Raw genomic sequence first — 21,820 nt, 5'->3', positions numbered from 1 at the left:
AAAGAACCCAGAACCCAGAACCCAGAACCCAGAACCCAGAGCCTGGGTCCTAGGTCCTAGGCCCTAGATCCTATGCCTCAGTTTCGCTTAAGACTTGTTGCGACTTTACCGAGTTAGCTGGCAGTTCTTGCGGGTCAAAGTCATCGACATTGATACTGCGAAGTCGGTGCTGTTCCGCCTCTATTAAGATCTCTGCTTCTTCCTGACTGATCACGTTAGCTTCGAGTCCTTGCTTCGCAATAAGGTCTAGTCGGGTGAAAGACTTACGTTGCTCAAGCGCTTTGCATACCTTATCGAAGATAGGCTCCGCCTGCAGTACGACGGTTAGCGCTAACTCTAATTGCCCTTGAACACAGTACTTCGATGGCTCTAGGTATTGATTACGTCCAAGTCGAGAGCGCGTCGCACTCGGTGTTTGCAGTATCTTAGCTAACTCGCTATCCAGAGCATCTGATGGTGCTTTGCGCACTCGCCCAATCGGCATTAACAGTACACGCAGCTTAAGCCCCATCCATTTCACAGGGAAGTTCACTAAGAAGTCATGCATCGCAGACTCAATCTTAAATAAGCTGTCTTGAGCGGTCCAATGCACCAGTGCCAGGTCTTCTTTAGGGCTACCATCTAATTCAAAGCGCTTGAGCATTGCAGAGCATAGATAGAGCTGTCCTAGCATATCGGCTAAGCGTGCAGATAGGCGCTCTTTACGCTTCAAGGAACCCCCAAGGAAAGCCATAGAGACATCAGAAAGAAACGCGAGGTTTGCACTGTAGCGGTTAAGCTTTTGGTAGTAGCGTTTGGTTTCATCATTGGTGGGCGCGTCAGAGCCTATGCCATCAGTGACACCGAAAACTAGACTGCGAGATAGGTTACTCATAGCAAAGCCAACATGGCTAAACAGAGCCTTATCAAACTGCGCTAAAGCATTCGGTGCATCAGAATAGGCCATTTCCATCTCTTTAAGGATATAAGGATGGCAGCGAATAGCGCCTTGTCCGTATATCATCAATGAGCGAGTCAGTATGTTTGCCCCTTCCACTGTGATGGAGATTGGAGCGCCTTGGTAGGCACGCCCTAAGAAATTAGAGGGGCCGAGCATTACGCCCTTGCCGCCGGCGACGTCCATCGCATCAATGGATGCTCTTTGACCTAGGTGAGTACAATGATACTTAACAATGGCAGAGATAACCGACGGCTTAGCGCCATTATCAATGGCACCCATGGTTAGTAGGTTTGCTCCTTCTAGTAGGTATGCACTACCTGCGATTCGAGCAAGCGGCTCCTCGATACCTTCCATTCGGCCAATAGGTTGTTTAAATTGACGACGAATACGAGCATACGCACCAATAGCAAGAGCATTGGTCTTGATTCCACCGGTATTAGCTGACGGTAGGGTGATTGCACGTCCCACTGATAAACATTCCACCAACATTTTCCAACCTTGGCCCACCATCTCTTGTCCACCAATGATGAAATCTAGGGGTACAAACAGGTCTTCTGCTTGTGTAGGGCCGTTTTGAAATGGAATGTTTAGCGGGAAATGTCTGCGGCCAATCTTGACGCCTTCAAGGTTGGTTGGGATCAGGGCGCAGGTGATACCTAACTCTTCCTTGTCACCTAATAGGCCATCAGGGTCTCTCAGCTTAAAGGCCAAGCCCAAAACGGTAGCAACGGGCGCCAGAGTGATGTAGCGCTTGTTCCAAGTAAGGCGCATACCCAGCACTTTCTTACCTTGCCATTCACCTTTACATACCACACCAAAATCAGGGATAGCGCCCGCATCTGAGCCTGCTTCTGGACTAGTTAATGCAAAACACGGGATCTCTTTGCCCTTTGCAAGACGCGGTAGGTAATGGTCTTGTTGCTCTTTGGTACCGTACATTTGCAGTAGTTCACCCGGGCCAAGAGAATTGGGAACGCCAACGGTCGAGGCAACAACGATAGAAGTACCTGCCAGTCTTTGTAGCACTAGCGCCTGAGCGTAGGCTGAAAACTCAAGGCCGCCGTATTTCTTCTTGATGATCATGGCAAAGAACTTATGGTCTTTCAGGTATTGCCATACCTCTGGAGGCATATCGGCTATCTCATGGGTAATTTCATGATCATTGATCATTGAGCACAGCTCATTCACTGGGCCATCGAGAAAGGCTTTTTCCTCTGCAGAAAGCTCAGATTTTGGAATGTCTTTTAAGAACTGCCAGTTAGGCTTGCCTTGAAACAGCTCTGCTTCCCACCAGGTTGTGCCGGCATCAAGCGCCTCTTTTTCGGTTTGGGACATAGGTGGCAGCATGCCTTTAAATACGTCGAGTACCTTTTTGGTCACGGTATCCTGACGCCATTTATCGAACATCATAAACGCAGTGACTGATAGTAAAACGGCCCAAGCAATGAAGGAGAAGCCCGATAGGATGGAACAGATAATCAAGGCTGTCGTATTGGCCAGAAACCCAGAAAACAGTGATGTACGGTGATACAGGCAGATGCCTGACACCACGATTAGGGTAAGTAGAGCAACAAGTATTTCCATGTAAGAAGCATCTCCATTAAGCAGTGTTACCCCTTAATAATAGGTAAGAGGTCTAACCAGTTCAAATTAGTATCGCAAATGTTAATTATTTGTAAAGTGTTATTGGTGGTGTTTTGTGAGTTGAGTCGCGAGCGGCATCAAAAGTGATTTGTCGGTGAAATAGTAGCCATTGAGCCTATTGAGTTGGAAATCTGCGAGTAAGAGTCTCGACACTGCTAAACTTTTCTTGTTACATTCGATGCTATAACAATGGCGTTATTAATCAGGAGAGATCTGCCATGTACCATGACCTTATTAAGGGTGAATTAAATGAAGCTGCTAAAGTACTAGAAGCTTTTCTATCGGATGATGAGAACATTGCTCAGATAGAGAAAGCTGCAAAAACCATTGCGGATTCTTTTAAGCTTGGTGGTAAGGTTTTGTCTTGTGGTAATGGCGGTTCTCATTGTGATGCTATGCACTTTGCTGAAGAGTTAACAGGACGATACAGAGAAGACCGCCCAGGATACCCTGGTATCGCAATTTCTGATCCTAGCCACCTTTCTTGCGTGAGCAATGACTTCGGCTATGAAGCGGTGTTTTCTCGCTATGTAGAGGCCGTAGGCCAGAAGGGGGATGTGCTGTTTGGACTGTCTACGTCTGGTAACTCAGCCAATATACTAAGAGCTATTGAAGCGGCCAAAGCAAAGGGAATGAAAACCATTGCTTTGACTGGTAAAGACGGCGGTCAAATGGCGGGTACCGCTGATGTTGAAGTGCGAGTACCACATTTTGGCTATGCCGATCGTATACAAGAGATACATATCAAGATCATCCATATCATCATTCAATTAATTGAAAAAGAGATGGAAACTCAGTAAGGACACTGAGGATTTATTAGCAGGAGATTACTATGTGTGAACTGCTTGGCATGAGCGCTAATGTGCCAACAGATATCTGTTTTAGCTTTACTGGCTTGATTCAGCGTGGGGGGAACACAGGACCTCACACCGATGGCTGGGGGATTACTTTCTATGAAGGGAAGGGCTTTCGCACCTTTAAAGACCCAAACCCCAGCTGTGATTCAAAAATAGCAGAATTAGTACAAAGCTACCCTATCAAGAGCTGCGCAGTGGTTAGCCATATAAGGCAAGCGAACCGAGGGGCGGTTAATCTAGAAAATACCCACCCATTTACTCGCGAGTTGTGGGGCAGATATTGGACGTTTGCACACAATGGGCAATTATCTGATTATCATGAAATGCACACCGGTCGACATCGTCCGGTAGGAAAAACAGACAGTGAACTGTCTTTTTGCTGGATAATGCATAAATTAGAGGAACGCTTCCCTGAGCCCCCTCAAGACATGCAGCCCGTCTTTGCTTACATGGTTACCCTGTGTGATAGCTTAAGAGAGTTTGGCGTGTTTAACATGCTGCTGAGCGATGGTGAGTACGTGATGGCGTATTGCACCAACCATCTTTATTACATTACCAGGCGCGCTCCTTTTGGTAAGGCGACTCTTATCGACGAAGACGTCACCATTAACTTCCAAGAAGAAACAACACTCAACGATGTCGTGTCAGTGATTGCAACCCAGCCTCTCACCGATAACGAAACTTGGCACAGGCTGAAACCGGGCGAGTTTACGCTGTTTCAAAATGGTGAGGTTGTTGCGGGTAACTCAGACTTATTGGTTGATGTAGCTTACGCGGCACCAAAGCCAGCCAGTCAGGCGCCCACACAAGTACTAGAAGAATAAAACAAAGGCACGATAAACGTGCCTTTGTTGTTTTTGCAGTCTGTCCACTTTATACCAATCCGGAAAATTAACTGATCAGGTCTATCCAATCTCTTTGGCACATTTTTGTGACGCGATCTCTGCACTCAAGAAAGCCATTCCAAGCGCGACAAACCTTGGACACAATTTCGTTGTAATCAGTGAAACTTTGGTTTGCTAAATAATGTTGTCTTAACCAGCTCCAAACTTGTTCAATAGGGTTCAGCTCTGGCGAGTATGGAGGAAGCTTGATGATACTGACGTTATTAAATTGGTTCGCTATGTCGTCCGTATGCCAGCCTGCACCATCCATTATTACGACTGCATGACGACCTTTTTCTGTAGCTTTCGATATTTGTTCTAGGTGGTTGATCATGATGTCCTTGTTTACCCAAGGAACAACTATTGCTTCGCCGATCCCTCTTGCTGGGCACACAGAGCCAAACAAATAAGCGTATTCAAATTGCTGCTGTTTTACGACTCTAGGCCTCGTTCCGCGAGTCGCCCAAAGACGAGTTGTTGTGTTCTGCTGACCAAATCTAGCCTCATCTTGAAACCAGACATCAACCTGTTCTAGCCCAATATGGCCGGGGATCTTAAGGTTCGTTTCTATTTGGAATTTTTTTAAAATCGTCTTGGATTTGCTGTGATTGCTTAGGGTGTTTTGAACGAGAAGTTATCCAAGAAAAGCCCATGTGCTCGAGCAGATAATAGATGGAATTGGGGTGATAGTGTTTATCAAAGTGTTCAACGATGTAGTCATGTATATCGCTACCGACAAGACGTCCTCCAGACGGTGATTCAGCTGCTTTTTGTATGAATTCGCTGAGTTGTTTTCGTTGTTCCTCATTGAGATATGCAGGTCTACCTGTGCGGGGTTTTTCTTGAAGCCCTTCCAAGCCTTCTTCAAAAAAGACCTTAACCCATTTATTCACACTGGTTCGGCTAACTTTAAGATATTTAGCAATTTGAGTTCGCGAATGACCTTCTTTGAAGTGTGCAAGCGCTAGTAAGCGAACCTTCATCTGAATGGTTTTTTGTTGACTCGCTAGCTTTTTGAAATCGGTATTATCAAGGCTATCCATAGCAATATTTCACAATTGTTTGATAGCCTCAATTAGATCATATTTTTACTTTAATTGGTATTAGACATAAAAAAAGCAGCTCAAAGGCTGCTTTCTAGATGTTAACTTTTCCAGTTTATCTCACCAGAAATTACCTGTCGGACTATGTCCGGGTAGAGTTGATGTTCCGCTTTTTGTACCTTAGTCATAAGGCTATCGGCATCATCATTAGCCGTGATGGTGACTTTGACTTGACCAATGATCGGGCCACTATCGAGTTCTGGGGTCACAAAGTGAACGGTACTTCCGTGCTCTGAGTCCCCAGCATCAATGGCGCGCTGGTGGGTGTGAAGCCCTGGATACTTGGGAAGCAGTGAAGGGTGGATGTTGATCATCTTACCGAGGTAGTGTTCAACAAATTCATCACTGAGAATTCTCATGTAACCAGCAAGTACCACCAAATCTGGTTGGTACTCGTCGATTTTCTTCATCAGAGCCATATCAAAGCTTAGACGGTCAGCAAAGTTCTTGTGAGATAAAGCATGGGCTGGAATCGCCGCTGTTCTTGCTCGTTCAAGGCCATAGGCTTGCTCTTTATTACTAAAGACAGCACAGACTTGACCTTGAATGTCACCGTTTGCACAGGCATCCATAATGGCCTGAAGGTTACTTCCATTTCCGGAAACAAGGACGACGATTCTAGTCATGATTAACGGATCTCTACTTGCTCTTCTTCGCCATTTGCTTCAGCGATTTGACCAATAACCCAAGCGTTTTCGCCTTCTTCATTAAGAAGAGCAACCGCTTGTTCTGCTTGATCTTGAGGCAGAGCAACGATTAGACCAACACCACAGTTGAATGTACGGTACATTTCGTGAGTGGTAACGTTGCCGTTCTCTTGAAGCCAGTTGAAGATAGTAGGCCAGTTCCAGCTGTTGCCGTCGATAACTGCTTTAGTACCTTCAGGAAGAACGCGAGGGATGTTTTCCCAGAAACCACCGCCGGTAATATGAGAGATAGCGTGGATATCATGCTTCTCGATCATTTTAAGTGCTGATTTGATGTAAATCTTAGTTGGCTCTAGTAGATGCTCACCCAGTGGCTTGCCTTCAAGATCTTGGTTTAGATCTGCATTAGACACCTCAAGGATCTTACGAACTAGAGAGTAACCGTTTGAGTGTGGGCCGCTTGAACCTACAGCAATCAAAGCATCACCGGCTGCCACTTTAGTGCCATCGATAATGTCTTCTTTTTCGACAACACCAACACAGAATCCAGCAACATCGTAGTCGTCGCCTTCGTACATGCCAGGCATTTCTGCAGTTTCACCACCGATAAGTGCACAACCAGACTGTACACAGCCTTCAGCAATACCAGCAACTACATCAGCAGCAGTGTCTACGTCGAGCTTCCCTGTCGCGTAGTAATCTAGGAAAAATAGAGGCTCAGCACCCTGAACGATCAGGTCGTTCACACACATAGCAACCAAATCGATGCCGATGGTGTCGTGCTTTTTCATATCTAGTGCAAGGCGTAATTTAGTGCCAACGCCGTCTGTACCCGAAACCAGTACTGGTTGCTTATATTTGGTTGGCAGTTCGCATAATGCGCCAAAGCCACCAATGCCACCCATGACCTCTGGACGACGTGTGCGTTTTACAGCACCCTTAATTTTGTCAACCAGTGCGTTGCCAGCGTCAATGTCTACACCAGCATCTTTGTAGCTAAGAGAAGCCTTGTTACTACTCACGGGAAATTCCTCGTTTAGAAAAAGTTAGGGAAGAAAAATCGGCGCTATTCTAACAAGGGATAATCGACAATAGCAAACGTTTGCGCGGTTATTTCTAATTGTTATTGATTTGAGCCCCTAGATGATGATTTATTTTGCAATTAAAGCAATCTGTTACCTAGTAATACAGGCTCACTTTTTTGATAGTCGTAAATTGCATTCTTTAGTTGGGATTAATTGCGCCTAGAGGGCTGTGCGACTCGTAACTTGGTGTCGTTTGGGTATATAATTCCTAGGTTTGTTGATTTTAGACTGGAGAAAGGCATGAAAGTCGTTGAGGTAAGACACCCTCTTGTGAAACATAAGTTGGGTTTGATGCGCGAAGGGGACATTAGCACCAAGCGTTTTAGAGAGTTAGCTACAGAAGTAGGTAGCCTACTCACATACGAAGCGACGGCAGACTTCGAAACTGAGCGCGTAACGATCAATGGATGGGATGGCCCAGTTGAAATTGACCAAATTAAAGGCAAAAAGGTCACTGTAGTGCCAATTTTGCGTGCAGGTCTTGGCATGATGGACGGCGTGTTAGAGCACGTACCGAGTGCAAAAATCAGTGTCGTTGGCGTGTACCGCGACGAAGAGACCCTTGAGCCTGTTCCATACTTCAATAAGCTGGCATCATGCATTGATGAGCGAATTGCACTTGTTGTTGACCCAATGCTGGCAACGGGTGGCTCTATGATTGCCACTATCGACCTACTTAAAGAACAAGGCTGTAAGACTATTAAGGCACTTGTGCTTGTAGCGGCACCTGAAGGTATTGAAGCGCTAGAAAAAGCTCATCCTGATATCGAGCTATACACAGCTGCGATCGATGAGTGCTTGAATGACAAGGGCTACATTGTTCCTGGTCTAGGCGATGCAGGCGACAAGATCTTCGGTACTAAATAATACCCAAAAAACCAACAAGAATAGGGCGCTTTCTGGTGACTCTACTTGTTGGTTTTGCAATCTTTGCTTATTATTTTCTAACTACTTCATATTATTGAGTTATTTATGCGATTTTTGGCTTGTATGCTAGCGGCGTTAACGTCTTTTTCTGCGTTTGCAGTCACTAAGGTCAATGTGTTTGATACCGAAGCCGTGGTGATTAAACAGAAAGAAGATGCAAGATACAGCGGTGAAGAGCTGGCTCGTCGCGAAGGCATGAGAGATGTTATCGTTCGAGCAACTGGCGATGCTGCCTCTTTGGATAATGCGGTAGTAAAGAAAGCTATTACTCAAAGTAGTCGCTTTCTTTCAACGATTACTCCATCTGAGAAAGATGGACAGCCAACCCTAAAAATGTCCTTCAACCCTAAACAGATTCAAGCATTGCTTGCTCAAGCAGATTTGCCATATTGGCCTGACGAGCGCGCTCGTTTGCTAGTCTGGGTGGTTGAAGACAACGGGTATGATCGCACCATTAGCTGGGAACAGTCTCAAAGAACCTCTATTGAGAACCTAAGATATGTTGCCGCTCAAAAAGGCCTGCCTATTACGGTGCCTGTGGGTGACATTGATGATGTGACTAGCATTCAGCCAACTGAGGTATGGGGTAACTTTACCAAGCAGATCTCTGACAGCAGTCGTCGTTATGACGTTGATGCAGTGGTTGTGGCGCGAATTACTCGTAATGGTAGCCAGCAGAACCTGCGTTGGACCTTGTATGATGACAAGCCTCAATTCATCGCTGATGCATCTCTATCTCCGGTAACGGGTGAAGCCTCGGGCACAAACAAGCAAGTAACAGAGACATTTGTTGCGGATCTTGGTCGCTATTACGCTCAAAAGAGTTCAGCTAAGGCCAGTGGAGAGATTGCCTCTTCAGTTGTCGTGAACTTTAAAGGCGTAGCTGAAGCTCAGTCATTCTTTAACATAGAGCGCATGCTAGAAGATCTTTCCAGCGTAGCGTCAGTAGAGCTTATGCATGTAATGGGTAGCTCGGTTGATTTTCGTGTGAACCTAATTACTGACGCAGCAGATTTTGACCGCCAGATTCTGCGTAGCAACAAGGTCACGAAAGTTGAAGCTACAGTAGAGTCGGCGCCAGCCGAACCTGCAACTGAAGCACAGGCTGCAACTACGCTAGACGCCCCCCAATCAGGTGCAGAATCGACAACAGTTGATAACACTGAATCTCAATCTTCTGAAGAGGTTGAGCCTGCTAATGAAGAGTCAGTGGAACCTAAGCCTGAAGTATTGATGTATGAATGGCAGTCATAGAATAAATCAATAATAATGCGATTGTTGATAAGCCAGTAGCTCTTGTTACTGGCTTTTTTGTTGCTTCTTTTCTTACTTCTGTCGTTGCTTAAGATTGGCTACATTCATCTTCATCTAATCCTTACCCTAGGCTTTTGAGCTTTTCGTTTTTTTATTTCTTACTTCTGTTTTTTTGCTTATCTAACGACCATCCCATCAAAACCTTTTTACACCGAATACTATAAGCACCAACTGTTACCGGTAACTTTAGTGGAAAGATGCTGAAGATAAAGAGGGCTCGAAATGATAAGCAATCCAATAATAAAAGGGTTTCACCCTGATCCGTGTGTATGTCGTGCAGGTGAGGACTACTACATTGCCACCTCTACCTTTGAGTGGTTTCCAGGGGTTCGAATATTTCACTCTAAGGATTTAAAAAACTGGAAGCTGGCTTCAATGCCTTTGGATACCGTTGAGATGCTCGACATGAAGGGTAACCCTGACTCCGGAGGTATTTGGGCCCCGGCTCTTAGCTATGCTGACGGTAAATTTTGGCTACTGTACACCGATGTAAAGGTGATAGATGCACCTTGGAAAAACGGTCGCAATTATTTAGTGACGGCCGAGAATATACAGGGGCCTTGGAGTGAGCCTATTCCAATGGGAAATGGCGGGTTTGATCCATCGTTATTTCATGCTGATGATGGCAAAAAGTACTACGTTTATCGCACCTGGGGGCCGAGAAATCATAGCGACCCTATTAATGAGATAGTGGTGCAAGAATATGATGATACTTCACAAAGATTAGTAAGTGATAGACAGCCCATATTTAATGGTACGGACCTAAAGTACACAGAAGCCCCTCATCTGTATAAGAAAGATGGCTACTACTATCTCCTTACCGCAGAAGGCGGGACTAGCTTTGAGCATCATGTGACTGTGGCTCGCTCTAAGCGTCTATTAGGGCCTTACGAGGTTTCTCCGTACGGCGCATTGCTATCCACTTGGCATACGCCCGATAATCCACTGCAAAAAGCGGGGCACGGCTCCTTGGTTGAAACGCCTGATGGTGAGTGGTTCATTACTTATCTAGTGAGTCGTCCGCTAAAGTTTGCAGGCAGACCAAGGCTAGCTAGGTGGGGGCGAGGGGCGTGTTCTCTAGGAAGAGAAACGGGCATTGACCGTATTGAGTGGATAGATGGCTGGCCTTCGGTGGTGGGTGGAAAACATGCCAAGCTAGAAATACCAGAGTTGGCCCTTGCCGTTACCTCTCCTGCCGAGAGTGAGTCTATTTATGATGACTTCTCTGCTGAGTATTTGCTTGGCCATTGGCAAACACTCAGGATTCCCTTTAGCGAATCCATGGGAAGTTTAAATGAAAGACAGGGGTATTTGCGCTTGCGTGGCAATGATAGCTTGCTGTCGACATTTGAGCAGTCAACGGTAGCGACCCGTTGGCGTCACCATAATTTTGTTGCTTCCACTAAGCTTGAGTTTGAGCCGACCAATTTTCAGCAGTCAGCAGGCTTATGTTGTTACTACAATACCAGTAACTGGACCTATTTAGCGATTGAGTTTGATGAAGAGCGCAAGCGCCGCTGTTTGCGAGTGATGCAAGTGGACAAGCAGGCGGCCAGTTTTCATTTTTATGATGATGAATCCATAGAGATCCCAGACGATGTGCGTAGTGTTTGGCTTAGTGTGAACGTCGAGGGCTTAACCTATCAATACAGTTACTCATTTGATGGCAAGGCATGGCAAAAGCTGCCTCTAGTACACGATGCTTGGCGTTTATCGGATGACTACATTGATGGAAGAGGGTTCTTTACGGGCGCTTTCGTAGGGCTTCATTGTGCTGATATTAGTGGGTTTGGCTGTCATGCTGACTTTGACGAGTTTAGCTATGAGCCCACTGGCGGATAGTTAGCATGCGTGCTAATTAGACGCTCTAAGAAAAAGCCCCATCAACTGACGGGGCTTCGTTTCGCTTTTTGACCTTAACGCTTGCGACCAAAACGCTCTTGCTCTTCTTGCTTGTATTCAGAGAGCTTCTTCAGCTTTAAGCCTAATTCTCTACCTCGCAATCGGCTATACAAGGTATTGCCTATAAACGCGATACTGGTTAGCAGCACTTCCACAATGGCCAGCATTCTCTCGCCTTCATCCACATAGACCAAGGTGAGTGAGTGTAGGAAATACAGCAGAAGCACGAAGTTTGCCCAAGCAAAGGTATACGGCTTTTGCTGCAATATTCCCTTAATAGGGAAGAGCAAAGGCAGTGCCCAAGCAATAGTCAAAAACCACGGGCTGAATTCCAGTGGTGGTGATATGAGGCTATGCCAAAGTATGACCCAAGCCAAAAGCGCAAAGTGCCCCGTTTGAGCCACTCGTAACCATAACCTTGTTTTTGACGCCATTTCAGCAGGGGGTGTGGTTGGCATTATAGGATCTCTAGCACCTGTTGTGGTGGGCGACCATGTCGAGCTTTGCCATTGGCAATCACAATTGGGCGCTCAATAAGCTTGCGGTTTTCAAGCATCGCCTTAAACAGATCTTGCTCTGTAAGAGAATCATTCCCAAGGTTGAGCTCTTTATAAATCGCTTCCTTGGTACGCATCATTGCACGTACGTTAGGCAGTTCAAGTTGAGCATACAGGCCTTGCAGCGTTTCAATGTCTAAATCAGCATCTAGATAAAGCACAACCTCTGGAGCAATCCCATTCTCTTCCAACAGTGCGAGCGTTTCTCTGCTTTTTGAGCAGCGAGGGTTGTGATAAATAACAACAGACATGAAGTTTCCTTTTCTAATTTTGTAGCGCCATAAATTGGTCGCGTTGTTGTAAAAGTTGGTCAATGCGCGCATCAAAACGTGCTTGTTGAAGACTGCCTAATTCAGATAATTGAGCTGCCTGGGTAAAGCTTTGAATCGCTCGGTTCCAGTTGGCGTTTAGCGCGTACAGTTCTCCGCGTGCAGCCAGTTCATTTGCAGGGTCACTTAAGTTGGCGTGCGCCTTGCTGAGTAGGTGCCAGCCGTTAGTATCATTCGGATTATCGTGCGTGTATCTTTGTAGCATTCGAACCGCTTGCTCATTTTTCTCAGCTTCAATCATTACATTGGCTAAGTTGATCTGCAGCACTGGGTTACGAGGCTTGGTCTTTAGTGCTTCTTTGAGAAGTGCTTCGGCTTTTTCCGGTGTTTTCTTCTCTATGTTGAGATCGGATAACGCATCCAACACAAAGTTGCTGTGTGGGAACTGCTTCTGAAGTGACAGCAACAGTTCTTCAGCCTTATCGAGCTGTTTGGTATCAAGATAAACCAACGCCTTACCATATTCGTAAGTCGGTTTCATGGCCTTGGAGGCGGACTTTTCTTTTCGCTCCAGCCAGTCCATTGCACCATCACTGCTTATCCCCACATACCGAGCCACCACGCGCGCCTTGGCCATGTGAAACTCTAAAGAGGGAGCAGCAGGATTGATAGGGTAGGCATCCGCTCGAGCTCGTGAATCGGTAATACGATCCTCTGGCAATGGGTGAGTCAGCAGCATTGGTGGCGGCTTACTCGCGTAGCGATATTGATCCGCTAGGCGGCCAAAAAAGCTAGGCATAGCATGAGGATCGTATCCCGCTTTGATTAGCGTATTCATGCCTACACGGTCCGCTTCTTTTTCGTTGCTTCGTGTGTAGTTGATTGCACTTTGCATTGCACCAGCTTGGGTTGCCGTCAACGCAGCGATACCCGCTTCAGGCGCAGCTATAGCTAATAAGATAGAACCGGCAAGAGCGGCTAGGGTGACTGGGTTTTTTCTGGCTTGATCTTCCATACGACGGGCTAAGTGTCGCTGAGTAACGTGAGCGATTTCGTGCGACACTACTGAAGCAAGTTCGCCCTCTGAGTTAGCATGTAAGAAAAGGCCGGTATGGATAGCAACGTGTCCGCCAAAAAAGGCAAATGCGTTAATGTTTCGATCTCGAATTAGGAAAAACTCAAACGGTGTCTTTACGTCTTCTGCATTTGCGACAAGGCGATACCCCAAGCTTGAAACATACTCGGATAAAACAGGGTCATTGATGACAGGTTGGCTCGCCCTAAGAATGCGCATATAGGCATCGCCATAGTTTCGCTCTTGGTCTATGGTCAAGGTGCCACCCGCAGTTGTCCCTATATCAGGCAAGTCTGAGGTATTGGCTAGACTGGACGAGCTAAGGCTCAACGTTGCGCCCAACAGCATAGCTAATACTGAAGGTGCACGTTTCAAAATAGAGGCATTCATCGTTTGTTTAACGTCAGGTCCTGTTCCGTTCTTGAAAGGGTATACAACTGTAGACTCTGCAATTTCCATTTGGTTTCTTGGAAAGCGCATTAACGAGAGCTATTAACAATTTGTACACTAGGTTAGCACGGGATAATAGTGGTTTTGAACTAAAAAAGATTTACAATAGACGTATTTAGAATAAACAGAAGTCGCTTTATTATGTCGATGAAAGTCATTGATCTTACTGATGAGCGATGCCCAATGAGCTTGTTACTGGCGAAACGCGCCAGCAGGGACCTCAAACCATCTCAGACCCTGACCTTTTTGGTGATGGAGCTGAGCTCTGTAAATGATATGCAGGCCTATTTTTTACGCCACGATATGCTCGTGGATGTGAGGAAAGCCCCTCACTATTATTACTTAACCATAACTAAAGAGTAGACCCCATGCTTGATATGATGAAGCAATGGTATAAACGCCGATTCTCAGACCCTCACGCTGTTAGCCTAGTTGCGATCATCTTATTTGGTTTCATTACCATCTATTTCTTTGGCCACCTTATTGCACCCTTATTGGTGGCTATTGTATTAGCTTACCTCCTAGAGTGGCCTGTTGTGCAGCTTATACGGTTTGGTATCCCTAGAACCTTTGCCGTAATTTTAGTCTTGTTGTTGTTTATCGGCTTAGTATTGGTCGCCTTTATCGGCATTGTTCCTACCATTTGGCAACAGATCGGTAATCTAATGAATGATGTACCGAACATGTATCTCGAACTGCAAAATTACATCAACAGTATTCCAGAGCGTTATCCGGAACTGGCGACTGTGACCAATGTTGAGTTTGTGTTTGCTGACATGAAAAACAAATTCGTTGGTCTTGGCGAGAGCATAGTTAAGGGATCGCTTGCCTCTTTAGTCAGCCTAGCCACGATAGGCGTTTACTTAATCTTGGTACCGCTTCTGATTTTCTTCTTGTTAAAAGATAAAGAAGAAATGCTAAGCATGTTGGGCGGAATGCTTCCTCAAAACCGTAACCTGGCTTATCAGGTATGGCATGAAATGAACGACCAAATCTCAAACTACATTCGCGGGAAGGTATTAGAGATTTTGATTGTGGGTGGTGTAAGCTACGTGACCTTTGTGATTCTGGACCTGCGTTACTCAGCACTACTTGCCGTTGCGGTAGGTCTGTCAGTATTGATTCCATATATTGGCGCAGCGGCAGTGACTGTGCCCATTGCCATCGTTGGACTGTTCCAGTGGGGACTCACGCCACCGTTTTATTACTTATTGATTGCCTACGGCATTATTCAGGCTTTAGATGGCAATGTGCTGGTCCCGGTTCTATTCTCAGAGGCGGTAAACCTGCACCCAGTCGCGATTATTATCTCGGTATTGGTGTTTGGTGGCTTGTGGGGATTCTGGGGGATCTTCTTCGCGATACCTTTGGCGACCCTAGTGAAAGCGGTGGTGAATGCCTTCACTCACCCTAATTTGGATGCGGTAGAGTAGCGTTAAACCATCACTTAGTGTGAGGTAAAAGAAAGCCAGTCATTAGGACTGGCTTTTTGTTTTTAGGCTTGGTTCAAATAGTCCAACACCACTTCATGGTGGGTTTTGGTTTTGAACTTGTTAAACACATGCTCAATGACACCTTCCTCATTGATAAGGAAGCTAATACGGTGCAAGCCGTCATAGACCTTGCCCATGAACTTCTTCTCTCCCCAAACCCCAAACGCCTCTGCGGCAGAGTGGTCTTCATCTGATAGTAGAGTGAAGTTGAGGTTGTCACGTTCAATGAACTTGCCTAGTCGTTTCACAGGATCGATGCTAACGCCAAGCACTAACACATTGTGTGCATCCAGCTCTGCTTTTACATCACGAAGGCCTTGAGCCTGAACGGTACAACCTGGGGTCATCGCTTTAGGGTAGAAGTAAAACAGGACTTTTTGTCCCTTAAGGTCTTTCAGTGAGACGGCATTGCCATCTTGGTCTAAAAGAGTCACATCTGGTGCCGGAGTACCAGCCGTTAATGTTTGCATTGAAGTTCCTTAAACATTATCCGTTGTTAATGAAGTTGAGAGTTCCTTTGACGCCGAGGTCGTCGCAAAGAGAAGTAAAGTCTTCTTGCAACTGCATCAAATTGTATTCATTTGATAGAAAAGCCGTTATCGAGATCTGAAATTGGTCTTCACCCTGTTTGGTTTTTTCTTTACTCAGAGTACGGGCGCTTAGCGAGCTAATGCCTATCTCTCTATCTGCAAAGAAGTGGGTGATTCTCTCTGTAAGACCAATCTTATCCGTTGCCTGAACATTCACCTCTAGAGTAAAGCCTTGTGCTATCTCTTGGTGAGGTGAAGTACGTTTAACTATGGTGATGAGGTCATGTTCTTGGCCTAATTGTGGAAGTGAATGCTCCACTCGAGTGACCTGTGAGACCGTGCCGGAAATCAACATGATTAGGGTAAAGTCATTGCCAAATAGCGCTATTCTGCTGTCAATGATGTTACAGCCTAGATCTGAGACTAAATGAATGATTTTGTTGCCAATACCTGGGCGGTCTGTACCGACGGCAGTAATGACTAGGTGCTGCGCCATAGTGTGATCCTTCGACTGACAATAATCTTATTAGCATACACGGAAACAATTGCAGTTGTGTTGGTAAATGTTAGAAAATCTAACATGATTAACATCTGCCGATTTTTAGAGGTCGACAGGGTCAAACTGTATGCAAATAAATGGTAAATAATTCACGGCTAAGCCTTTATCCGCTTGTGTTATCTAATCTCTATCAAGTACCATGCGATATCAATGAAATTTAGGGAGTGAATCATGTTTTCAGGAAGTATCGTTGCTTTATTAACGCCTTTCAATATCGATGGTGAAGTGGATTACCAAAGCCTCAAGAACTTGGTTGAGTATCATATTGATGCTGGCACCTCTGCGATTGTAGCAGTGGGCACTACAGGTGAGTCGGCAACGCTTACCGTTGAAGAACATGTGAAGGTCGTTAGTAAGGTAGTAGAATTTGCTGATGGGCGTATTCCCGTCATTGCAGGTACTGGAGCAAACGCCACTCACGAAGCTATCACTTTTAGTCGTTTACTTAACAATTCTGGTATTGCAGGTTGTTTAAGTGTCACGCCATATTACAATAAGCCTACTCAAGAAGGCTTGTACCAGCATTTTAAAGCCATCGCTAAAGCGAGCGCTGTGCCTATCATTTTGTACAATGTCCCTGGTCGTACCGGTGTTGATATGCAACCTGAAACTGTTGCTCGCCTGGCTAAGATTGACAAGATTGTTGCAGTTAAAGATGCCACTGGCGATCTCTCTCGTGTTGAAAAACACAGGGAACTTTGTGGCGAAGACTTTATCTTACTTAGTGGTGATGACGCTACGGGTCTAGATTTCGTTAAACTAGGCGGACACGGTGTTATCTCTGTAACCAATAACATTGCCGCACGCGATATGGCGGACATGTTTAAGCTAGCTGAGCAAAATAACTATGCAGAAGCGGAAATCATCAACCAACGTTTGATGGGTCTGCACTCTGGACTGTTTGTTGAGTCGAGCCCAATCCCTGTAAAATGGGCTGCCCATGAGTTACATTTGATTGAGAATGGCGGACTACGTTTACCGATGACGCCGTTGTCAGAAGCCGGCCAAGAAGTGGTTAAGGCAGCATTGGCACAAGCCAATATCAGCTAAATCTATTATCTACGATTCACGCCTCAACGTAGGCGTGAAGAGTCAGGAGTTTTAATGAAGTTTGTTAATCAGCTAGTGCTCAGTTCACTGGCTGTCGCTATTTTAAGTGGTTGTGCAGGTAGTGCAGCAGAGCGTCGTCAAGCAAAGGACGACTTTAAGTATCTAGATGCAAAGCCTCTTGATGTCCTTGTCTCGCCCGAAGATCAGCAACTCGAAGAGTATCCGAATTATCAGATCCCTGAAGGTGAATACATTGGTGGCACGGGTAGAGAAGTCGATATTCGACCTCCTCAGCAAGTTCTAGAGCTCATCCCTGGTGCACGTACAGAGCAGCGTGATGGGGTTATTACCCTTTGGCTGCTAACTGAAGATGAACGCGACAAGGTTTGGCAGACGGCTCAAGATATGATGTCAACGCGCGATATCAAGCTTATAGAATCGACAGACAGCACTATCGAAACCGATTGGATCGTGTGGGAAGAGGAAGATGAGGAAGAAACCCTCAGCAGTCGCTACCTCATTGAACGATTTGAAAAAAATTCTCGCTATGGCTTCCGCATTAGCTTGATTGCTTGGAAAGAAGGCCGTCAAGAGCAGGCGGTGAGCTACACCAATAAAGAACGATACAACACCTTGATGACGAACTTGGTGATGTCTCGCTACGATCAAGTGGTTCGTGAAGAAGCGGCAAAACAAGCGCTAGAATTGGTTAAAGTGATTCCTCTGAGCATGGGTAAAGACCGCAGCGGTCTGCCTATTATCATTGCTCGTGCACCCTATGATGCTTTCTGGCAGCGCTTCCCGGAACTGCTGCCAATTATGGGCTTTAGTATTGATGAGCGAAATCAATCTCAAGGTGAAATTAAGGCCTTGTATGCGCCACCAAGTGATGATTTCTGGGAAAGTGTAGGCACCAAGCCACTGAGCTATAACGGAGAGACTTACACATTCCTGTTGGGTGATTTAGGTAACCGAACCTCCATTAACATTACCGATGCTTCTGGTAAGCCTGTTACAGAGCCTATGTTAGAAGAGATGATTCCAGTGTTGGCGACTATGATGCAGCAAAGCACTGAACCAAAAGAATCAGAATCGAACTAAGTCTCTGATACTGAAATTAAAAAAGGAGCTTCACACATGTGATAGCTCCTTTTTTTTGTTCGCGATAAAGCGTTATTCTCCGCCACTCTCTCCATCATCATTAGATTGGCCTGGGCTTTTCTTTTTCAGGTGTTCATTGACCTTCTTCTGGCGCTCTTCATCCAACTCTTTGAGTCGTTCAATATCGTCTTTCTGATCTCTAGACATAGTACCTACCTTCATATTTGCAGTGTATTTAAGTGCTGCAATATTACCGACAATAACGCTAACTACGATGGTAATGATTACCCAAGGGTTGAACAATAAATCTAAAAACATGCGTGAGATGTCCTACGTAGTTGAAATGTTGGTAACATATTGAGTGTAGATGCTATTGAGGTGCTTTAATACCTCGCGGCTTCCCTCTATTGGGTTTTGCTCTAGGGTTTCAGCAAGCATGCTTTGAGTCAGTTGCTCTAAGGCAAGGTTAGAGGTTTGCTGGTGGCTAAGGTGCCAAGGCTCGATTGCTACGCCCCCCTTGTCTTTAGAGTAGGGGAAAAAGAACCCCAGTTGCTGCGCATTGCTAAGCAGCCACTGATAAAACGGTGCCTGATGTCCCTCTAAGTATTCCCATGGTTCTAACTGAAGCTTGGTATCGGAAGGCAGAAGGTTGTGGGCGTATAAATCAAAATCACACCCCCAATGATGGCGACTTGCCCCGGGAAGCGCAGACCAACGCAATATGGCATGAATGCGCTCCTCTATAGAGAGAGACTTGGCATCAAGCACTTGACCATCACTACTTAGAATCGGTCTCAGACCCAGATACTTGTTGTTCCATATCATGCGTTGCCTTGCAAAGTCACGATAACCACTGGCTATTGCAACCTCGAACCCTGCTTTTTTGGCAAGAGCAACCAGCGATAGAAGCGCCGATTCAACATCCTTGTGAACCAATACCTCACGCTCACTGAGACTCAGAATCGTAAGGTGTGATTGGCTCAGTCCGGTAAGCTGTCGGTGATCCCAGTCGCTAGTCTTTTGCATATTATTGACCCAGTAGGTTAACCAGAACGTTTTGGTACATGTCAGCCAGTAGATCTAAGTCTTCCGCCTTCACGCATTCGTTCACCTTGTGAATGGTGGCATTCACAGGGCCCAGTTCAATGACCTGAGTGCCCATCTTGGCAATGAATCGACCGTCGGAGGTTCCACCTGTGGTAAGAAGTTGAGGCTCTACGCCGTTCACTTTAGCGACAGCATCAACCACAGCCGTTAATAGGTCACCGGTATCTGTTAGGAAGGGTTCGCCATTTAGCGTCCACTTTAGGTCATAGTCAAAGTCATACTTGTTCAGCACCTCGTAGACGCGCTCTTTGATCAGTTCATGGTGGATCTCAGTGCTGTATCTTAGGTTGAACATCGCATGCAATTCGCCTGGAATGACATTGCTCGCGCCTGTACCACCATTGAGATTTGGGATCTGGAAGCTGGTTGGCGGGAAGAACTCATTGCCATTGTCCCATTCTATTTGGCTTAACTCAGTTAGCGCAGGAAGAGCATGGTGAATCGGGTTCTTCGCAATATGTGGGTAGGCGACGTGGCCTTGAATACCTTTAACGGTCAATTCACCCGTAAATGAGCCTCGGCGACCGTTTTTAACAACATCACCCACCTTTTCTGTGCTTGAAGGTTCACCCACAATACACATGTCGATGATTTCATCACGAGCAACAAGGGTGTCAACGACTCGGGTCGTACCGTTGATGAACGGGCCTTCTTCGTCTGATGTGATTAAAAAGGCGATAGAGCCTTTATGGTCAGGATTTTCAGCGATAAAGCGCTCTACTGCAACAACCATAGAAGCCAGCGAGCCCTTCATATCTGCTGCGCCACGACCGTATAGGTAGCCCTCTTTTACTGTTGGCTCAAATGGAGGTGTGTGCCAGTCATTGAGGTTTCCTGCTGGCACCACATCAGTGTGTCCAGCGAAGGCAAACAAAGGCGCTTCTGAGCCCTTACGAGCCCATAGATTGAGCGTATCTTCGAAATGCATGACTTCAATGTCAAAGCCGAGCGCTTTAAGACGTTCAATCATCAGAGGTTGGCAGCCAGCATCTTCTGGAGTGACGGATTGACGGCTCATCAAGTCGATAGCCAAGTCTAAAACAGGACTTGAGTTCATCCTAATTCCTTAAATATGAAAAATGTTGTCGTATTGGTCGGCTTTAAAGCCAATATGCAGAAGATCGCCAATGCGTATGATAGGGCGTTTGACCATGGCGGGATGCTCAAGCAAAAGGGCAATGGCATTGTCACGGTCTAGGGCTTGTTTTTGTTCGTCAGGCAGTTGTCGGTAAGTGGTGCCGCGCTTATTGAGCACTTGTTCCCAACCAAAAAAGTCACAAAACTCGCTCACCATTTCGGTGGTGATACCTTGTTTGCGATAGTCGTGAAAGGTGAATTCTATTTGATGTTCTTGAAGCCACTTCTTGGCTTTTTTTATGGTGTCACAATTTGGGATACCATACATGATTACGCTCATGATCTGTCCTTAGTGCGTTTATCGATACTTGAATCCTATCAAACTAATCCAACATCTTGTATACCTAACTCGGTTTGAAGTAGCGCACATAAGCGATGAATTGTGTAAAAAAATTCACAAAAGCGAATAAAGAGTCAATGTTGTTTGATCAGACTCAAGTCGTTCTCGCCCATATTGGCAATAATTAGTGAAAACAGTTGTAGGAGGTATCAATGGAATTGAATCCTGTTTTTGCTCGTCGTATATATTTAGCTCATTTGGTTGCAAGCATGGAGCGTCCAAATGTTCCCAAATTAATAGAATGCACAGGTTGGCCACGTCGCACGATCCAAGATGTTTTGAAGGCCCTGCCGGGGATCGGCATCTCGTTGAAATTTGTTCAGGATGGTTGTCGCCACAATGATGGCTACTATCAAGTGTCCGATTGGGGCCCGCTAGACCAGCAATGGGTGGCAGGCAATACCACCGAAATCCGCTCTCACCTGTCTTGATACGCTAAGCAGCAGTAAGCACAACATAAGCAATAAAACCTATCCAACTGACGACTAATAGTGCCCAAGGTAATTTGCTTGAGTTGGATGGGGCTTCTGTTTCTGCCACATCACCGGTTACCGATTCAGTCGCGCTTTGTTTTTGCCTTTGACTGCGTTTTTTTAGCTTGTCGGCTTCACGCGCCTTTTGCTTCTGACGTTTTTTATATTCTGCGATACCCTTTTCTATTCCCAACGCAATGAGCTTGGTTTGCTCTTTGGTTTGCCCAGGTTTTTGGATAGATTTAGCGACCTGCATCGCTTGTTGTTGGGTTTCTGAAGAGATTGTCGTATTGTTCTTTTTCATAAGTTTTTTGCAAGTGAAGTGCCAGAGTTAATTATGCCCTTAATTATAAATAAGTTCTTCAATAGAAAGTGG

At 45.7% G+C, this 21,820-nt stretch carries 24 protein-coding genes; 10 read left to right on the top strand and 14 right to left on the bottom strand.

All coding sequences use genetic code 11. From position 1 onward, the window contains the following. Positions 1-70: 70 nt before the first annotated feature. The gene (fadE, locus tag A6E01_RS09595) at positions 71-2,524 is read right to left on the bottom strand and encodes an acyl-CoA dehydrogenase FadE (RefSeq protein WP_017029228.1); all 2,454 of its coding nucleotides are present in this window, start codon (positions 2,522-2,524) and stop codon (positions 71-73) included. 278 nt (positions 2,525-2,802) lie between these two features. Between fadE and lpcA the strand changes: the two genes are divergently transcribed. After that, on the top strand, positions 2,803-3,384 hold the full coding sequence (lpcA, locus tag A6E01_RS09590; RefSeq protein ID WP_017029229.1) for a D-sedoheptulose 7-phosphate isomerase: 582 nt from the start codon (positions 2,803-2,805) through the stop codon (positions 3,382-3,384). 32 nt (positions 3,385-3,416) lie between these two features. Then, positions 3,417-4,265 (top strand): class II glutamine amidotransferase, encoded by an 849-nt coding sequence (locus tag A6E01_RS09585; protein WP_017029230.1) that lies wholly within the window; start codon positions 3,417-3,419, stop codon positions 4,263-4,265. A gap of 67 nt (positions 4,266-4,332) precedes the next feature. Here the strand turns inward: A6E01_RS09585 and A6E01_RS20935 are convergent. The 3 genes from A6E01_RS20935 to purM form a co-directional block, all read right to left on the bottom strand. Next, positions 4,333-5,368 (bottom strand): IS630 family transposase gene (locus A6E01_RS20935; protein ID WP_418368972.1). Its coding sequence is split into 2 segments (ribosomal slippage): positions 4,333-4,903 and positions 4,902-5,368, totalling 1,038 coding nucleotides; the frame shifts between segments, so codons are not numbered across the junction. A 101-nt stretch (positions 5,369-5,469) separates the two neighbouring features. Further along, complete coding sequence (purN, locus tag A6E01_RS09570; protein WP_082961360.1) at positions 5,470-6,054, bottom strand: phosphoribosylglycinamide formyltransferase; 585 nt, start codon at positions 6,052-6,054, stop codon at positions 5,470-5,472. A 2-nt stretch (positions 6,055-6,056) separates the two neighbouring features. Beyond that, positions 6,057-7,097, bottom strand: a complete 1,041-nt coding sequence (purM, locus tag A6E01_RS09565) for a phosphoribosylformylglycinamidine cyclo-ligase (RefSeq protein WP_017029232.1) — start codon at positions 7,095-7,097, stop codon at positions 6,057-6,059. 303 nt (positions 7,098-7,400) lie between these two features. Between purM and upp the strand changes: the two genes are divergently transcribed. The 3 genes from upp (at position 7,401) to A6E01_RS09550 (ending at position 11,243) form a co-directional block, all read left to right on the top strand. Next, positions 7,401-8,027 (top strand): uracil phosphoribosyltransferase, encoded by a 627-nt coding sequence (gene upp, locus A6E01_RS09560; protein WP_017029233.1) that lies wholly within the window; start codon positions 7,401-7,403, stop codon positions 8,025-8,027. Between the two features lie 105 nt (positions 8,028-8,132). Beyond that, positions 8,133-9,341 (top strand): DUF2066 domain-containing protein, encoded by a 1,209-nt coding sequence (locus tag A6E01_RS09555; RefSeq protein WP_065210132.1) that lies wholly within the window; start codon positions 8,133-8,135, stop codon positions 9,339-9,341. 282 nt (positions 9,342-9,623) lie between these two features. Beyond that, on the top strand, positions 9,624-11,243 hold the full coding sequence (locus tag A6E01_RS09550) for a glycoside hydrolase family 43 protein (RefSeq protein ID WP_065210131.1): 1,620 nt from the start codon (positions 9,624-9,626) through the stop codon (positions 11,241-11,243). Positions 11,244-11,317: 74 nt separating this feature from the next. Here A6E01_RS09550 and A6E01_RS09545 read toward each other — a convergent pair whose 3' ends face one another. Genes A6E01_RS09545 through bepA form a run of 3 tightly spaced genes read right to left on the bottom strand, consistent with a single transcriptional unit; the run spans position 11,318 to position 13,582 of the window. Next, positions 11,318-11,737, bottom strand: coding sequence for a DUF2069 domain-containing protein (locus A6E01_RS09545; RefSeq protein ID WP_198589728.1), 420 nt, complete (start codon positions 11,735-11,737; stop codon positions 11,318-11,320). 23 nt (positions 11,738-11,760) lie between these two features. Next, complete coding sequence (gene arsC / locus A6E01_RS09540; RefSeq protein WP_065210129.1) at positions 11,761-12,111, bottom strand: arsenate reductase (glutaredoxin); 351 nt, start codon at positions 12,109-12,111, stop codon at positions 11,761-11,763. A gap of 13 nt (positions 12,112-12,124) precedes the next feature. After that, positions 12,125-13,582 (bottom strand): beta-barrel assembly-enhancing protease, encoded by a 1,458-nt coding sequence (bepA, locus tag A6E01_RS09535; RefSeq protein ID WP_065210368.1) that lies wholly within the window; start codon positions 13,580-13,582, stop codon positions 12,125-12,127. Between the two features lie 213 nt (positions 13,583-13,795). On the opposite strand from bepA, the gene A6E01_RS20930 reads away from it, so the two are divergent. Together A6E01_RS20930 and A6E01_RS09530 are read left to right on the top strand one after the other, a co-directional pair. Beyond that, positions 13,796-14,017, top strand: a complete 222-nt coding sequence (locus A6E01_RS20930) for a sulfurtransferase TusA family protein (protein ID WP_017029239.1) — start codon at positions 13,796-13,798, stop codon at positions 14,015-14,017. A gap of 5 nt (positions 14,018-14,022) precedes the next feature. After that, on the top strand, positions 14,023-15,087 hold the full coding sequence (locus A6E01_RS09530; protein WP_017029240.1) for an AI-2E family transporter: 1,065 nt from the start codon (positions 14,023-14,025) through the stop codon (positions 15,085-15,087). Between the two features lie 62 nt (positions 15,088-15,149). On the opposite strand, the gene bcp is transcribed toward A6E01_RS09530, so the two are convergent. Then, complete coding sequence (gene bcp / locus A6E01_RS09525; RefSeq protein WP_017029241.1) at positions 15,150-15,617, bottom strand: thioredoxin-dependent thiol peroxidase; 468 nt, start codon at positions 15,615-15,617, stop codon at positions 15,150-15,152. Positions 15,618-15,633: 16 nt separating this feature from the next. Next, the gene (locus A6E01_RS09520; protein ID WP_017029242.1) at positions 15,634-16,173 is read right to left on the bottom strand and encodes a glycine cleavage system transcriptional repressor; all 540 of its coding nucleotides are present in this window, start codon (positions 16,171-16,173) and stop codon (positions 15,634-15,636) included. A gap of 234 nt (positions 16,174-16,407) precedes the next feature. Here A6E01_RS09520 and dapA point away from each other — a divergent pair, with 234 nt between their 5' ends. Both dapA and bamC read left to right on the top strand, forming a co-directional pair. Further along, positions 16,408-17,286 carry a 4-hydroxy-tetrahydrodipicolinate synthase gene (dapA, locus tag A6E01_RS09515; RefSeq protein ID WP_017029243.1) on the top strand — a complete coding sequence of 293 codons (879 nt, stop codon included), beginning with the start codon at positions 16,408-16,410 and terminating at the stop codon, positions 17,284-17,286. 54 nt (positions 17,287-17,340) lie between these two features. Further along, positions 17,341-18,387 (top strand): outer membrane protein assembly factor BamC, encoded by a 1,047-nt coding sequence (gene bamC / locus A6E01_RS09510; protein WP_017032632.1) that lies wholly within the window; start codon positions 17,341-17,343, stop codon positions 18,385-18,387. A 72-nt stretch (positions 18,388-18,459) separates the two neighbouring features. Here the strand turns inward: bamC and A6E01_RS09505 are convergent, their stop codons facing one another. The 4 genes from A6E01_RS09505 to A6E01_RS09490 are packed head-to-tail and all read right to left on the bottom strand — an operon-like array spanning position 18,460 to position 20,911. Next, positions 18,460-18,705: a DUF2897 family protein gene (locus tag A6E01_RS09505; RefSeq protein WP_017032631.1), complete on the bottom strand. Its 246-nt coding sequence runs from the start codon at positions 18,703-18,705 to the stop codon at positions 18,460-18,462. Between the two features lie 12 nt (positions 18,706-18,717). Next, positions 18,718-19,413, bottom strand: coding sequence for a M15 family metallopeptidase (locus tag A6E01_RS09500; protein ID WP_017029246.1), 696 nt, complete (start codon positions 19,411-19,413; stop codon positions 18,718-18,720). A gap of 1 nt (position 19,414) precedes the next feature. Continuing rightward, positions 19,415-20,551: a succinyl-diaminopimelate desuccinylase gene (gene dapE, locus A6E01_RS09495; RefSeq protein WP_017029247.1), complete on the bottom strand. Its 1,137-nt coding sequence runs from the start codon at positions 20,549-20,551 to the stop codon at positions 19,415-19,417. Positions 20,552-20,560: 9 nt separating this feature from the next. Continuing rightward, on the bottom strand, positions 20,561-20,911 hold the full coding sequence (locus A6E01_RS09490) for an ArsC family reductase (RefSeq protein WP_017029248.1): 351 nt from the start codon (positions 20,909-20,911) through the stop codon (positions 20,561-20,563). 212 nt (positions 20,912-21,123) lie between these two features. On the opposite strand from A6E01_RS09490, the gene A6E01_RS09485 reads away from it, so the two are divergent. Continuing rightward, positions 21,124-21,402: a winged helix-turn-helix domain-containing protein gene (locus tag A6E01_RS09485; RefSeq protein ID WP_017029249.1), complete on the top strand. Its 279-nt coding sequence runs from the start codon at positions 21,124-21,126 to the stop codon at positions 21,400-21,402. Positions 21,403-21,406: 4 nt separating this feature from the next. On the opposite strand, the gene A6E01_RS09480 is transcribed toward A6E01_RS09485, so the two are convergent. Continuing rightward, positions 21,407-21,748 (bottom strand): DUF2956 domain-containing protein, encoded by a 342-nt coding sequence (locus tag A6E01_RS09480; RefSeq protein ID WP_017029250.1) that lies wholly within the window; start codon positions 21,746-21,748, stop codon positions 21,407-21,409. Positions 21,749-21,820 lie beyond the last annotated feature (72 nt).

It is taken from the genome of Vibrio breoganii, from assembly GCF_001677275.1.
GTDB lineage: Bacteria > Pseudomonadota > Gammaproteobacteria > Enterobacterales > Vibrionaceae > Vibrio > Vibrio breoganii.
Note: the sequence above shows the minus strand (reverse complement) of the source record. Positions and strands in the feature narration are given on the sequence as shown.

Excerpts from the sequence above, each read along its gene's own strand:
- fadE (WP_017029228.1), bottom strand. The coding sequence starts at position 2,524 with ATGGAAATACTTGTTGCTCTACTTACCCTAATCGTGGTGTCAGGCATC.
- lpcA (WP_017029229.1), top strand. The coding sequence starts at position 2,803 with ATGTACCATGACCTTATTAAGGGTGAATTAAATGAAGCTGCTAAAGTA.
- A6E01_RS09585 (WP_017029230.1), top strand. The coding sequence starts at position 3,417 with ATGTGTGAACTGCTTGGCATGAGCGCTAATGTGCCAACAGATATCTGT.
- purN (WP_082961360.1), bottom strand. The coding sequence starts at position 6,054 with ATGACTAGAATCGTCGTCCTTGTTTCCGGAAATGGAAGTAACCTTCAG.
- upp (WP_017029233.1), top strand. The coding sequence starts at position 7,401 with ATGAAAGTCGTTGAGGTAAGACACCCTCTTGTGAAACATAAGTTGGGT.
- A6E01_RS09555 (WP_065210132.1), top strand. The coding sequence starts at position 8,133 with ATGCGATTTTTGGCTTGTATGCTAGCGGCGTTAACGTCTTTTTCTGCG.
- A6E01_RS09550 (WP_065210131.1), top strand. The coding sequence starts at position 9,624 with ATGATAAGCAATCCAATAATAAAAGGGTTTCACCCTGATCCGTGTGTA.
- A6E01_RS09545 (WP_198589728.1), bottom strand. The coding sequence starts at position 11,737 with ATGGCGTCAAAAACAAGGTTATGGTTACGAGTGGCTCAAACGGGGCAC.
- arsC (WP_065210129.1), bottom strand. The coding sequence starts at position 12,111 with ATGTCTGTTGTTATTTATCACAACCCTCGCTGCTCAAAAAGCAGAGAA.
- A6E01_RS20930 (WP_017029239.1), top strand. The coding sequence starts at position 13,796 with ATGTCGATGAAAGTCATTGATCTTACTGATGAGCGATGCCCAATGAGC.
- A6E01_RS09530 (WP_017029240.1), top strand. The coding sequence starts at position 14,023 with ATGCTTGATATGATGAAGCAATGGTATAAACGCCGATTCTCAGACCCT.
- bcp (WP_017029241.1), bottom strand. The coding sequence starts at position 15,617 with ATGCAAACATTAACGGCTGGTACTCCGGCACCAGATGTGACTCTTTTA.
- A6E01_RS09520 (WP_017029242.1), bottom strand. The coding sequence starts at position 16,173 with ATGGCGCAGCACCTAGTCATTACTGCCGTCGGTACAGACCGCCCAGGT.
- dapA (WP_017029243.1), top strand. The coding sequence starts at position 16,408 with ATGTTTTCAGGAAGTATCGTTGCTTTATTAACGCCTTTCAATATCGAT.
- bamC (WP_017032632.1), top strand. The coding sequence starts at position 17,341 with ATGAAGTTTGTTAATCAGCTAGTGCTCAGTTCACTGGCTGTCGCTATT.
- A6E01_RS09505 (WP_017032631.1), bottom strand. The coding sequence starts at position 18,705 with ATGTTTTTAGATTTATTGTTCAACCCTTGGGTAATCATTACCATCGTA.
- A6E01_RS09500 (WP_017029246.1), bottom strand. The coding sequence starts at position 19,413 with ATGCAAAAGACTAGCGACTGGGATCACCGACAGCTTACCGGACTGAGC.
- dapE (WP_017029247.1), bottom strand. The coding sequence starts at position 20,551 with ATGAACTCAAGTCCTGTTTTAGACTTGGCTATCGACTTGATGAGCCGT.
- A6E01_RS09490 (WP_017029248.1), bottom strand. The coding sequence starts at position 20,911 with ATGAGCGTAATCATGTATGGTATCCCAAATTGTGACACCATAAAAAAA.
- A6E01_RS09485 (WP_017029249.1), top strand. The coding sequence starts at position 21,124 with ATGGAATTGAATCCTGTTTTTGCTCGTCGTATATATTTAGCTCATTTG.
- A6E01_RS09480 (WP_017029250.1), bottom strand. The coding sequence starts at position 21,748 with ATGAAAAAGAACAATACGACAATCTCTTCAGAAACCCAACAACAAGCG.